This window comes from Sphingobium fuliginis, assembly GCF_015074805.1.
In the GTDB taxonomy this organism is placed as follows: domain Bacteria; phylum Pseudomonadota; class Alphaproteobacteria; order Sphingomonadales; family Sphingomonadaceae; genus Sphingobium; species Sphingobium fuliginis.
Map to the genome: position 1 here is coordinate 503361 of NZ_CP060036.1, position 12842 is coordinate 516202.

The 12842-nt window shown below is 66.0% G+C and carries 8 protein-coding genes; 3 read left to right on the top strand and 5 right to left on the bottom strand.

Annotated elements, in window-relative coordinates; all coding sequences use genetic code 11:
* Positions 1 to 30: 30 nt before the first annotated feature.
* A complete protein-coding gene (locus H5V43_RS18420) occupies positions 31 to 243 on the bottom strand; it encodes a DUF2934 domain-containing protein (protein ID WP_025550207.1) in 213 nt (70 codons plus the stop codon).
* A gap of 127 nt (positions 244 to 370) precedes the next feature.
* On the bottom strand, positions 371 to 1951 hold the full coding sequence (gene treF, locus H5V43_RS18425) for an alpha,alpha-trehalase TreF (RefSeq protein WP_244968714.1): 1581 nt from the start codon (positions 1949 to 1951) through the stop codon (positions 371 to 373).
* Between the two features lie 259 nt (positions 1952 to 2210).
* Here treF and H5V43_RS18430 point away from each other — a divergent pair, with 259 nt between their 5' ends.
* From H5V43_RS18430 to H5V43_RS18440, 3 genes are read left to right on the top strand one after another with little or no spacing between them, the layout of a single operon-like run.
* The gene (locus H5V43_RS18430; RefSeq protein WP_025550205.1) at positions 2211 to 4655 is read left to right on the top strand and encodes a TonB-dependent receptor; all 2445 of its coding nucleotides are present in this window, start codon (positions 2211 to 2213) and stop codon (positions 4653 to 4655) included.
* A 6-nt stretch (positions 4656 to 4661) separates the two neighbouring features.
* On the top strand, positions 4662 to 6080 hold the full coding sequence (locus H5V43_RS18435; RefSeq protein ID WP_193666889.1) for a sulfatase family protein: 1419 nt from the start codon (positions 4662 to 4664) through the stop codon (positions 6078 to 6080).
* Positions 6080 to 7630 carry a sulfatase family protein gene (locus H5V43_RS18440; RefSeq protein ID WP_128830799.1) on the top strand — a complete coding sequence of 517 codons (1551 nt, stop codon included), beginning with the start codon at positions 6080 to 6082 and terminating at the stop codon, positions 7628 to 7630. Before H5V43_RS18435 ends, H5V43_RS18440 begins: the two co-directional genes overlap by 1 nt.
* A 114-nt stretch (positions 7631 to 7744) precedes the next feature.
* Here the strand turns inward: H5V43_RS18440 and H5V43_RS18445 are convergent, their stop codons facing one another.
* The 3 genes from H5V43_RS18445 to H5V43_RS18455 form a co-directional block, all read right to left on the bottom strand.
* On the bottom strand, positions 7745 to 8215 hold the full coding sequence (locus H5V43_RS18445) for a GFA family protein (protein WP_200887644.1): 471 nt from the start codon (positions 8213 to 8215) through the stop codon (positions 7745 to 7747).
* Positions 8212 to 9015 carry an exodeoxyribonuclease III gene (xth, locus tag H5V43_RS18450; protein WP_025550202.1) on the bottom strand — a complete coding sequence of 268 codons (804 nt, stop codon included), beginning with the start codon at positions 9013 to 9015 and terminating at the stop codon, positions 8212 to 8214. The genes H5V43_RS18445 and xth overlap by 4 nt, the downstream gene beginning before the upstream one ends.
* Positions 9016 to 9179: 164 nt before the next feature.
* Positions 9180 to 12809, bottom strand: a complete 3630-nt coding sequence (locus tag H5V43_RS18455; protein ID WP_244968715.1) for an autotransporter outer membrane beta-barrel domain-containing protein — start codon at positions 12807 to 12809, stop codon at positions 9180 to 9182.
* Positions 12810 to 12842: the final 33 nt, after the last annotated feature.

Here is a 12842-nt window from a genome sequence, read left to right on the forward strand (position 1 = left end):
GCGGGCTCCGGCTATGCTGGAATGGACGGATCAGGCCGATTTCGTTCGGGAAGCGGGCCTGGAGAGCAGCTCGGCGGCGGCACCGGTCGCCAGCGGATTGGGGAGGGTGCTGTCCTCCGGAAGTCCGCCGATCTCCGCCTCGGCCTGCCGCCAATGATCCTCGGCCAATCCTTCGGGGTGGCCCTGCGCCTCCCATATGGCATAGGCGCGCTCTCGAATCCTGTCTTCGGTATCGTCCGGCATGGAGCCTCCCTCGGCGGCCCTGATGGCTGCCTCGGTCAAATGCGCGGGATGCGAATAGGATGCGCGGTCTGATCTGGATCAGTAAAATTTCAGCCCGGACGTCAGCCCCGCCCAGCGCCAGTGCGCTTCATTCGGGCGCAAGTTCGGGATATTTCTCCATGATCGCGCTGGTCACGCCATTCGTCCAACCGAAGCCGTCCTGTGTCGGATATTCGCCGCCGCCGCCGGGCTTGCGTTCCTCCACATCATATTTTTCCAGCATCCGGCCGGTCTCGACATAGGCGGCCGTCACCGTGCCCAGCCAGCGCCTGGCGATTTCGCGCGCCAGCGCGGCTTCTCCCGACCGCTCAAGTCCCGCAATCGCGATCCATTGCAGCGGCGCCCAGCCATTGGGCGTATCCCATTGCTGGCCGGTGCGCAGCGTCGTTGTGCGCAGCCCGCCCACCGCCAGCAACCGGCTCCGCACGGTCGCGCCGACCGCTTTCGCCTGGGCGGGCGAAGCGGCGCCGGCGAACAGCGGGTAGAGCGTGGCGGCCGACAGAACCGGCGTCGGCTTGCGGGCGGTGCGGTCCCAATCGGCATAGCGGCCCTCGCGCGCTACCCAGAAATAGCGGTCCAGCGCTCCGCGCCTCTGCCTTGCCAGACGGGTGAAGCGATCGGCGCAGGCGCCGTCCCGCGCTTCGCCGCAGCGGCGGGCGATGGTCTCCTCCACGATCAGCATCAGGCTGTTGAGGTCGACGGGCACGATGTCGGCGGTGCGGATCGATGAAAGCCAGCGCGGGTCCGCCAGCCAGCGGCTGCTGAAGTCCCATCCGCTTTCCGCCCCGGCGCGCAGATGGCGGTAGAGCGCCTGGGCGGGGCGCGTCCGGTCCTCTGCCGCCGTCGCCACATCTTCGGCATAGGATTCGTCGCGGGGCTGCGGAACATCGTCCCAATAGCGGTTGAGCAGCGTGCCGTCCGGCATTTTGACGACCCGCGCGCATGCGCCGCCGGCGTCGACACAGCTGGCGCCCGTCATCCAATAATCATATTCGCGGCGCAACGCGGCAAGCCGTCGGGCGTCGACCGCATGATCGCCCTGTTTCGACAGGCCCAGCATCAGCGCGAAAAAGGGCGGCTGCGACCGGCCCAGATAATAGCTGCGCATTCCGTTGGGAATATGGCCATAGCGCTCGATGGCCGCCGTGAAATCCGTCAGCATGGATTCGATCAGCGGCTGCTGCCCGTCGACGGCCAGGCCGAGCATGGTGAAATAGCTGTCCCAATAATAGATTTCGCGGAAGCGGCCGCCCGGCACGACATAGGGCGCCTCCATCGCCAGGGCGGAACTGCCCGGCGCCACGGCTTCGGGCTGGCGCACCAGCGTGGGCCAGAGCGTCCGGATGTGCCGGCGCAGGGTGCCGGCGTTACGGTCATTGACGCCCGGCACGGCGAAATTGGCGAGGACGAAGCTGCGCAGCGCTTCCTTGTCCTGCGGCCTGCTGCTTCGGAAATCGGCCATGATCGCTTCCGGCGCGCGCCGGGGCACTGCGTCGACGAAGGTCTTGCCGTCGGGGAACAGCCGCTGCGTCTGCACGGCCCGGAACAGGTCGCCATAAATCTCCGCCGGGGAGGTTTGGGCCGAAATCGACGCCGGCAGCGTCAATATTGCAGCCAGCATGACGATACGCCGCCAGGGCGACGACTTCATGGCCGATCGGACGTGCATGGTTCCTCTCTCCTTGACCGAAGACTTTATTATGATGCGCCCCCGTGCCGCGCGGACCGGCTTATTCTCGCTCTCTTCACCGGAGGGATCAAAGGAAAACCTCTCTCCATTGAGACATTAATGCAACGATTGCGCGGAAAAAAGAAGAGCATAGCGGCTATGGATGCACTTTCCATTCCGTCATCGAAAACAGATGCAGTATGTCAGCGGCAGATCGGCGGGGCATCGATCGCGCCGACTTCGGATGAGGGAGGAAGTCATGCCGAAAAGCCTTCAACGCCGCCTGATGGCGGGTGTTACCGTCAGCGCCTTTTTCACCGCCTTTCCCGCCCTGGCCCAGGTTGCAGGCGGCAGCGCCGCTCCGCCGGAAGAAGCCAGCGACGTCGAGATCGTGGTCGTCGGCACCGCCGGCGCGGGCACGCGGCGGCAGGATGCGTCCTTCGCCGTCACCTCGCTCAATAGCGAAGCGATCACGCGGGCGGCGCCCAACAGCACCGCCGACCTGCTGCGCACCGTGCCGGGCGTCATGGCGGAAAGCTCCGGTGGCCAGAACGGCGCCAATATCTTCGTGCGCGGCTATCCGTCGGGTGGCGACGCGCAGTTCGTGACCTTCCAGCTTGCCGGCGTGCCGATCTTTCCGCCGCCGACATTGTCCTTCCTGGAAAACTCGCAACTCATCCGGCTGGACGAGACGGTGCAGCGCGTCGAAGCGGTGCGCGGCGGCACCGGCTCCCTCTTCTCCAGCGGCCAGCCGGGCCTGACCGTAAACGTCGTGCCGCGGATCGGCGGGGCGGATTTCAAGGGTTCCGCCAAGATTTCCTATACCGATTATGACGAGATTCGCGGCGACGCCTGGGTCTCCGGCCCGCTCGGCCACGACACGGGTTTCATGGTCGGCGGCTTCTACGCACAGGGCAACGGCATTCGCGATCCGCGCTATCGGGCGGAAAAGGGCGGCCAGATCACCGCGAACATCCATCATGACTTTGGCGACCGCGGTTCCGTGGAGGTATATGCCCGCTATCTCAACGATCACGGCCAGTGGCTGCTGCCGATCCCCGTCGTCTCGAACGGCGGCAAGATCAGCGCCTATCCCGGCTTCGATGCGGGGACGGACACGCTGAACGGTCCGGATACGCGCCGCGTCACCAATCTGGTCGGGCGCGCCGTCGATCTGGCCGACGGCCGCGGGGCCAAGGTGATCAACACCGGCATCACCTTCGATTACGAACTGGTCGACGGGCTGCGTTTCCGCGAGCGCATGAGCTTCCTGGGCGGACGCGCCGACACGGTCGGGCTGGTGCCGGTGGCGGCGCCGGTGGCCGCTTCCGCCATGGCGCAGACGCTGGGCGGAACGGGCGCGACGCTGGCCTCGCTCACCTATGCCAATGGCGGTGGCGTGGTTCCGACCGGAGCCAATACGCAAGTGCTGCGCGCCGGCATCTGGGAAGTGCGCAAGAAGATCTCCTCCTTCGTCGCGGACAGCGCGCTGGAATGGGCATCGGGCAACAACAAGCTGACCGGCGGCTATTATTTCGCGGACTACACCACCCGCGACCAATGGGTGCTGGGCAATCAGGTGCTGTTGCAGGCGGAACCCAATGCGCGGCGGCTCGACATGACGCTGACCAGTGGAGCCGGGGTGTTGCAGGCAGCGACGCTCAACGGTTTCTCCAGCGGGCCCGCCTTCCAGGTGCGCGGCAATTATGAGGGCAAGGACTATGCCTTCTACGCGGTGGATGAATTGCAGATCACGCCCGAACTGCGCGTGGATGGCGGCGTGCGGTGGCAGCGCCATGTGGTCGATGCGACGCTCAGCACATCGGCCGATGGCGGCTCGTTCGATCTGGACGGCAATCCCAACACATTGTACGACAATGCGATTACTCGGCTGGGGCCGCCACGCTCAATCCGTTACCGGGACTCGGCCTGGTCGTGGACCGTGGGCGCGAATTACGATTTCAGCCGGGAGATCGGTGTGTTCGCCCGGTACAGCCGGGGCAACAGCTTCCCGCAATTCGACAATCTTCGCGAGGCGTCCGCCACCAATATTGCGGACAAGACCGGCCTTGCCGCCGTTGCCGAGGTGGATACCTATGAGGCAGGCGTGAAAATATCGACTGCCTTCGCCAATCTCTATGCGACGGTGTTCCACAACAAGTTCGATGGTCTTGCCACCACGACGCTGATCAACAATGTGCCGATCAGTTCGAATGGCGGCGCGAAGGCGACGGGCGTGGAACTGGAAGGCGCGCTGCGGCCGTTCGAAGGGTTCAGCATTTCCGGCGCGCTGACCTGGCTGGACGCCACCTATCGCGGCTTTTTCAGCGGCGGCGGCACGATCGACAACACCGGCAACCGCGTGCAGCGGCAGCCCAAATGGGCCTGGCGCGTCACCCCTGCCTATGAAGTGACGGTGGGCAGCCTCAAACCCTCCGTCTTCGCGACGCTGCAATATACCGGGGACCGCTTCTCCGATCCGGAGAACAACCAGTTGCTGCCGAATTTCTACCAGCTTGACGCGGGCGTGGCCGTCACCGTCAACGACCGCATCCGCCTGGCCGTCACGGGCAACAACCTGACCGACGAGATCGGATTGACGGAGGGCAATCCGCGCATCATCGGTGGGCAAGGCTCCGGCCCGATCCTGGCGCGCCCGATCCTGGGCCGATCCTTCCGGTTCAGCGCCGCGGTCAATTTCTGACCGCTGATGGACCGGCGCGACCTTCTGAAGGGAATGGCCGGGGCGGCGGCAGCGTCCGTCGCCCCGGCCGGCCTGTCCCAGACGCGGCGGGGCAGGGCGCGCAACGTGCTGCTGCTGATTTCCGACGATCAGGGCCTGGACCTCGGCTGCTATGGCGTGCCGATCCGCACCCCGCGCATCGATCGGCTGGCGGGGGAGGGGACGCGCTTCACCCAGGGCTTTGCCGCCGTATCCTCCTGCAGTCCCAGCCGGGCGGTGATCAATAGCGGGCTCTACACGCACCAGAACGGCATGTACGGGCTCCAGCACGACATCCATCACCAGTCGTTGCTGCCGGGAATAGAAACGCTGCCCTCGCTCCTGCGGCGGGCGGGCCATGCGACGGCGCTTGTGGGCAAGAAGCATGTGGGGCCGGACTCGGCCTTTCCCTATGAGGCGGAACTTGTGCCCGAACGGTCCGGCATCCGCGATGTCCGCGAACTGGCGATTGCGGCCTCCAGCTTCATCCGCTCCACGGACGATCGGCCTTTCTTCGTCACCATCGCCTATAGCGATCCGCATCGCGCCGCCGTCGATTATGGCAATGACCGGCCGTGGCCGGGCGTGAAGCCGGCCCGCTACGATCCGCGCAAAGTGCCCGTTCCGTCCCATCTGCCCGATCTGCCGGCCGTCAGAGCCGACCTGGCGGAATATTATGAGTCCGTCAGCCGCCTGGACAGCGGGGTCGGCATGGTCCTGGACGATCTTGCCGCGACCGGCCGCGCCGACGATACGCTGGTGATCTTCCTCAGCGACAATGGGCGGCCCTTTCCCGGCGCGAAGACCAATCTCTACGACGCCGGACTGCACCTGCCGCTGATCATCCGCGCCCCGGGAAGCGCGACCGCGGTCAACGATGCGATGGTGAGCTGGGTCGACATCGCGCCGACCATATTGGAATGGACCGGCGTCGCCGCGCCGACCGCCTATGCGCTTTCCGGCCGTTCGCTGCTGCCGCTGCTGGGCCGTCGCGCCGATTCGCAACGCGACGCCGTGTTCGCCAGCCACGACTTTCATGAGATCAACCAATATTATCCCATGCGGGCCATCCGCACGCGGACGCACAGCTATATTCTCAACCTCGCTTCCCCGCTGGACTATCCCATCGCCGGAGACGTGGCGGGTTCTCCGGCGTGGAAGGCGATCAGCGCCGATCCCGCCATCCGCCTGGGGAAGAGGACGCAGGCAGCCTATCTCAAGCGGGACGCGGAGGAGCTTTACGACCTGACGCGCAATCCGGATGAACTGGGGAACGTCGCCGCCGATCCCGCCTATGCCGGGGTGAAGCGGACGCTGGCCGAACGTCTGCATGCCATGCGGGCGGCGACCAAAGACCCCTGGCTGGCCGGACAGACCGATCCCTATTCGCATATGGGACGGCCGTGATGGCGGACGAGCTGGACCGGCGCGGCCTGTTGCTGGCCGGCAGCGCGGGAGCATTCGGCCTTTACAGTTGGGCGGCGGCGGATGCCGCGGCCGTCCCGGCCAAAAAGAAGCGGTTGAAGCTGCGCCGCCGCGCAGGGACCAGGCCGAAGAATATCCTGGTCGTCCTCACCGACGATCATCGCTACGACGCGATCGGCTTCATGAAGGCGCAATCCTTCGGGGAGACGCCGACGCTGGACCGGCTGGCGCGGGAGGGGGTGCATTTCAGGAACGCCTTCGTCACCACCGCCCTGTGTTCGCCCAGTCGCGCCACGATCTTCACGGGGCTCTATGCGCATCAGCACAGGGTAGTGGACAATAATCATCCGATACCGGCCGGCCTCATCTACTATCCCGAATATCTCCAGCAGGCGGGCTATGAGACCGCCTTCATCGGCAAATGGCACATGGGGCAGGAAACGGACCAGCCCCAGCCCGGCTTCGACCATTGGGTCAGCTTCAAGGGGCAGGGCACCTATCTGCCGGGCGAGGATGGCCTGAACGTCAATGGCCGCAAGGTGCCGCAAAGGGGCTATATCACCGACGAACTGACCGACTATGCGATGGACTGGATCGGCAAGCGCGACGGCAAGCGCCCGTGGATGATGCATCTGGCGCACAAGGCCGTCCATTCGGAGTTCATTCCGGCCGAGCGGCATGCAGGGCGCTATTCCGGGGAGGCGTTCCGCTATCCGGACACGATGAAGCCAGATGTTCCGGGCCGGCCGATGTGGGTCGAAAACCAGCGCAACAGTTGGCACGGCGTCGACTATGCCTATCACGGCAAGCTCGACATCGCCGACTATTACAAGCGCTATATGGAAACATTGCTGGCCGTCGACGAAGGACTGGCGCGTATCATGGACCTGCTGGAACGAAGGGGCGATCTGGACGACACGCTGATCCTCTATATGGGCGACAACGGGTTCATGTTCGGGGAACATGGGCTGATCGACAAGCGCGCTGCCTATGAGGAATCGATGCGCGTGCCGATGCTGATGCGCTGCCCCTCCCTCTTCGGCCCGCGGACGGTGGAGGACATCGTCGCCAATCTCGACGTTGCGCCCACCATGCTCGCCGCCGCGGGGCTGGAGGCGCCGGATGGGCTTGCCGGCATGGACATGTTGCCGCTGGCGCAGGGACGGGCGGTCCCGTGGCGCAAGGATCTGGTTTATGAATATTATTGGGAACGCAACTTTCCGCAGACGCCGACCGTCCATGCCCTGCGCGAAGATCGGTATAAATATATCCACTTCCACGGCATCTGGGACGTGGACGAACTGTACGACCTGGCGGCCGATCCGCAGGAGAGCGCCAATCTGCTGGCCAGACCGGGGCATGAGCAACTGGCCGAACGGATGAGCGCGAAGCTGTTCCGGATGCTGGAGGAAACGGGCGGCATGCAGATTCCGCTCAGCCCGGATGCCGGGGAGCGGAACGAACTGCGCGATCCCAAAGGCTCGCCGGCCGCCCCTTTCCCGCCGCGCTTCTATCGGCCATCGGGAAGATAGCGACGCGAAGATAGGGCGGGGCGGGCAGAAGGGGACCGGAAGATGAAATTGGTCATCGAACCGTTGCCGACGCCTCCATCACCGCGCGCCCGAACTCGTTGCGCTCGACGACAGCTATGCACCTCTGCCGGCCGAGGAATCGCCGCCGGAAACGCCATTGTCCAGTCCCACCGTATCGGGCCGGAAACCGGCATGGCGCGGCAAGGCATCGGCCATTTCGAACCAGGGAATGCGGCTGGCATCCCAGATATGGAATTGAGGGGCAAGGGCGGAGGGATCGTCAAGCGTGGCAATCGTGAAGTCGATCGTGTCGGGCTGGTGATCGACCTGCATGGTGAGAGGCGTTCCGCACGCGGCGCAAAAGCCGCGCTCGCCAAAGTCGGAGGACCGGCGGACGGCGCGTTCGCCCGCGACGATGAGAAAGTCCCCGACCGGAACCGTGGCGAACGCCATGACCGGCGCGCCGCTCGTCAACTGGCATAGCCGGCAGTGGCAATAACCTGCATCGAAGGGCTGGGAATGAAGCGCATAACGCACCGCGCCGCAGGCGCAGCCGCCGGAAAGCATGGCAGAGGCGTTCATCATCCCTTCTCCCTGGCGCGCGGCGGCGGCGCATCCGCCAGTTCGATCCAGACCGGCGCATGATCGCTGGTCTTTTCCCAGCCGCGCACATCGCGATCCACTTCGGCGGCGACGAGCCGGTTCGAAAGGGCCGGGCTGAGCAGCAGGTGATCGATCCTGAGCCCCGCATTGCGCGCATGGGCGTTCCGGAAATAATCCCAGAAGGTGTAGATGGTTTCATCGGGATGAAGCGTGCGGAGGCTGTCCGTCCAGCCCTGGTCGAGCAGACGGAAATAGGCTGCCCTGACCTCCGGCGCGAACAGCGCGTCGTCGCGCCAGCGTTCCGGCTTATAGACGTCGAGGTCCGTGGGCATGACGTTGAAGTCGCCGGCGAGCACGACCGGCAGCCGCTGGTCGATTAACCCGGCGGCATGGTCGATCAGCCGGTCGAACCAGCGGAGCTTATAGTCGAACTTGGGGCCGGGGCGGGGATTGCCATTGGGAAGATAGAGGCCGCCTATGAGGATGCCGTTCACCGCCGCCTCGATATAGCGGCTGTGGCTGTCGTCGGGATCGCCGGGCAGGCCGCGGCGGGTTTCGTGGATTTCGCCGACGCGGCTGAGGATCGCCACGCCGTTCCAGCTTTTCTGGCCATGCCAGACCGCATCATATCCAAGGTCACGGATCGGCCCTTCCGGAAACTTCTCGTCGGGCGCCTTGAGTTCCTGAAGGCAGACGATGTCAGGCCGCGCCTCGGCCAGCCAGCGAAGCAGGACAGGGAGCCGGCCGTTGACCCCGTTCACATTGTAGGTCGCGACCTTCACGGCCCGGGCGACAGCCGGCGGGCGTCATGGGCCATGACCGCCGCATCTTGCGCCAAAATATCGTCGCCTGTCTTCATGGTGATTCAGGAGACGCCCGTCCGCGGGACTCGTTCCGCCCTCATGTCGCTTCTTCGGCCATTATCCATGCGGCGCGGCTTTCTTCGTCAGAATTGCCATAGCAGCCCCACCCGCGCGGCATGGTTCTGACTGGCCGGCGAGAGCGCGCCGCTGTAGCCGAGATTGATCCGCATGTTCGATCCCACCGCCGCTTCCAGCCCGATCTCGCTGACCAGCGTGTCGCGGGCGATCGGCAAGCCCGTCACATTGAAATGCTGGCCGCCCAGGGCGGCTCCCACCACCGGAAGCTGATCTCCGAAAGCATGCTGCCAACCGGCCGATGCGCGCAAGGTCAGCGATGAAGCGCCCCATTGCAGCCGGGTGTCGCCGCGCAGACCGGCGGTCGCGAAGCTGGTCCGCATCGAATCCCCGCCCAATGCCAGCGCCGCGCTGCCGCCGCTTTCCTGCCCTTTTCCGACGCGAAGCTGCACATGCGCCATGCTGATGAAGGGTTCCAGCGCTCCGGCGGACAGGGCGAAGCGATGGGCCGCCTCGGCAAAGGCCTGGGTCGTCGTGGCGCGGTACCGTGTGCTGAGGCTATCCGCGAACCCAGCGAAGGCGACCGAGCGTCGCGCGTCAATGTCCTGCCAACTGACGATAAGACCGCCGCGCAGCGTGACTGGCGCCAGCGCAGCGCCGCCATAGAAACCGGCATGGTAGCTGTCGATGTCGGCATAGCCCTGCGCCCTCATGGCGGCGCGATGATGGCCGCCGACGATACCCAGCCGCAGCGTCGTTTCCGGCACCTGCCATTCGGCCCCGAACAAGGCGCCCGACGAACCTTGCGCCACGACCGACGCATTGTCATGGCCCCGCCGGTTGCCCCATTCGTCAAGCGCCTTCCCCCAATAGGCAGGCCCCGGCCGGTCGTCGGCCGAACCGCGCAGCCGTTCCAGCGTGGCATCGCGCGAAAGGCCGCTGGCCTCCACCAGCGCCGTACGGATCGAGGCGTGGAACGCCCCGGAAAGCCGGTCGAAGGCATTGCGCGCCGTGTCCGCATCGCTCAGCAGCACGGCGTCATAGGCCGCATTGCCCGAACCCAGTGTCTGGAGCGCGGCTCCGGCGGCGCGCTGGTTGGACGTGGCGGCCACCTCATCGAACCGGACGTCGTTGCGCCTGAGCGTCAGGGTGACCGCATTGGCCGAATAGCCAAGGCTCGGCGTCAGGAAGGCGAAGGAGGAGGTGACCGTGTCGAACCGCCCCCGGATTCCAGCCTGGGCGGTGAGGATGGTATAGGTCGCGCTTGGCCGATATGCGCCGTTCGCGCCGATATGCGCCACCGTGCCGCCAAGCGTCGCCGTGCCCAGCACATCGATGCGGTCAGTGACCGTGCCCGATGGATCGACCTCGATCTCCGTACGGCTGCCCGGCGACAGTTCCAGATCGCCTTCCACCGTGAGCGTCGCGATGCCTGGCCCTGGCGCGATTATCCCTCCCGGTGCGATTCGCACCGAGCCCAGGCGGCCGCGTCCCGCCAGAAGGCTGCCGCCCTCCACCGCCAGCGCGCCGCCTAGCGCGCCGTCGACCGTCAAGCGACCGAACCGCACTTGCGTGGCGCCGGTAAAATCCCGCGATCCGCCGGTCAGCGTCAGATCGCCGGTTCCTGCCTTGATGAAGCGGCCGGCACCCGCCAGCGTGCCTGCATAGCGGCTGTCGCCCGGTTCCTCGAACAGCAGTTCGGCGCCCGGGTTCAGAACGGCGTCGCCGGTGAAGCGGCTGGCGGCGGTGGCCAGCCGCCCTTCTTCCAGCCGCCAGTCCAGCGTGCTTGCTCCCATGAGCGTCAGAACGCCGCTGCCGCGCTTCACCATCCGGCCCGCAATGCCGCCAAGCGGGCGGATGCCACTGGCAAAGCCTTCATTGGTTCGCTGGTCGAACACTATTGTCGCCGCGTTCGATATGTCGCCGCGGATCGACAGCGCATTGCCGACCAGCGTGCCCGCCGCAACCTCCGTATTGCCGGCATAGCCGTTCACGCCCGACAGGATCAGCGTGCCCGCGTCCTGCTTGACGAGCGTGGTGTTGCCCGACAGAGCCGCCGCGATTTCGGCGGTCATCGTTGTGCTCCAGACGCTTCCGTCACCGACCCGGATGACCGTGCGGTCGCCTCCCGTCAGCGTCAGCCCGCTTCCCGACAGTTGGTAGCCGGTCACGGCGAACTGCATGCCTGCGGTCGACAATGCCCCCGCGCTGCCGTCCAGGACCACCTGTCCGCCACGCCCGGCAAAGATGGCGAAGGCTGCGGGATCGGCTGTGCGGCTACTCGCGCCATCCTCCCCGGTCCAGTCCGGCGTCCCGGCGCGCCATGTGCCGGGCCCGCCATCCACCCTGCCATCGGAATGGCGCGTTGGATCGCCGCCATCCCAGAAAAGCAGCGGGCGTGCGGACGCGCCGGACAGCAGGTTCACCTGGCCCGCCGTCGCCGTCTGAACCGACAGCCTGCCTGGAACCTGTCCGGGCGGCGGGGCGCCGAGTTCCAGGCCATGATCGGTCAACTGCCCGCCATAGCTGAACAGCCGGTAGAGGCCGTCTTCCAGAGGATCGCTGCCGCCAAGGTCGAGGATGCCGTCGAGTGTCAGGTTCCCGGCTATATCGAACAATGCCGGATCGCCCGACCGGCGCAGGGCGGCCACGACGACCGATCCCGAACCCAGCTTCAGGCTGGCCATGTGGAGCGTGTCGCCACCCCTGCCCAGCAGGCGGCCGCCGCCTCCGACATCGACCGCGCCGACCCGGCCCGTGCCGCTCAGCACGCCGCCGTCGGAAAGGCGAAGCGTGCCGCCCAGCGCGCCATCGACCCGCAATGCGCTGCCTTCGACGCGGGTGGCGCCAGTGAAATCGCCCGATTGCCCGGTCATCAAGAGCGTTGCGGAGCCGGTCACGTCGAATCCCCCGCTGCCGGATAGCCGATAGGGATATACCGTTTCCGCGCCCGTTATGTTGCCGGAGGAGAAGGTCAGCGCACCTCCACCGCCGATTTCGGCATCGCCGCCAAATCCCTGGGCGCGGGCGATCAGGCGCCCCTCGTCCACCCGCCAGTTCAGTGCATTGCCGCCGCCCAGCGTGAGGGCGCCCGCGCCCTGCTTGATCATATATCCCCAGAAGCTGAACACCCCGCTGACATTCCCGGCGAAGGTCGCGTCCTCCTCCTGGCCGAAGATCACGGTGCCGCCATTTTCCAGATTGCCCCGGATCGAATGGACATTGCCGATGACGGTGCCGCCATCGACCCGCGTGTTGCCCAGATAGCTGTTCTTGCCGGTCAGCACGACCGTGCCCAGATCGTTGAAGAACACCCCGCCCGTGCCGGTCAGTTCCGCATCGATCCGGGTGGTGGCGCCCATTTCCGACCGGATCGAGGTATAGGCGCCGCCGTCCAGCTTCAACGACCCGCTGGTGAGGCGATAGCCGTCCGACCGGAACAGCATGCCGGTGACGGACGGCACGCCCTGGCTGTCGTCTATGGTGACCGTTCCCGGCCTTCCCTGGAATATCGCAAAGGCGGGCACCGGGCGCATCGGGCCGTTGATGACGCCGTTGCTGTCGGTCCAGCTCGGTTCCGTCATGCGCCAGAGGCCGGCCCCCCCGTCTATGGCGCCATTGGCGTGCAGTTCAGGATCGCTGCCATCCCAGAAGCGGAGCGCCGTCTGCGCCTCCGCTTCGGCGGGCGTCATCATCATGCCCCCCAGGAAAAGCGCTGCGGTCGTGTCCCG

What these genes read in the sequence shown, in the direction of transcription:
- H5V43_RS18420 (WP_025550207.1), bottom strand. Translation starts at nt 243, where the DNA reads ATGCCGGACGATACCGAAGACAGGATTCGAGAGCGCGCCTATGCCATA.
- H5V43_RS18440 (WP_128830799.1), top strand. Translation starts at nt 6,080, where the DNA reads ATGGCGGACGAGCTGGACCGGCGCGGCCTGTTGCTGGCCGGCAGCGCG.
- H5V43_RS18435 (WP_193666889.1), top strand. Translation starts at nt 4,662, where the DNA reads ATGGACCGGCGCGACCTTCTGAAGGGAATGGCCGGGGCGGCGGCAGCG.
- H5V43_RS18455 (WP_244968715.1), bottom strand. Translation starts at nt 12,809, where the DNA reads ATGATGATGACGCCCGCCGAAGCGGAGGCGCAGACGGCGCTCCGCTTC.
- H5V43_RS18430 (WP_025550205.1), top strand. Translation starts at nt 2,211, where the DNA reads ATGCCGAAAAGCCTTCAACGCCGCCTGATGGCGGGTGTTACCGTCAGC.
- treF (WP_244968714.1), bottom strand. Translation starts at nt 1,951, where the DNA reads ATGCACGTCCGATCGGCCATGAAGTCGTCGCCCTGGCGGCGTATCGTC.
- H5V43_RS18445 (WP_200887644.1), bottom strand. Translation starts at nt 8,215, where the DNA reads ATGATGAACGCCTCTGCCATGCTTTCCGGCGGCTGCGCCTGCGGCGCG.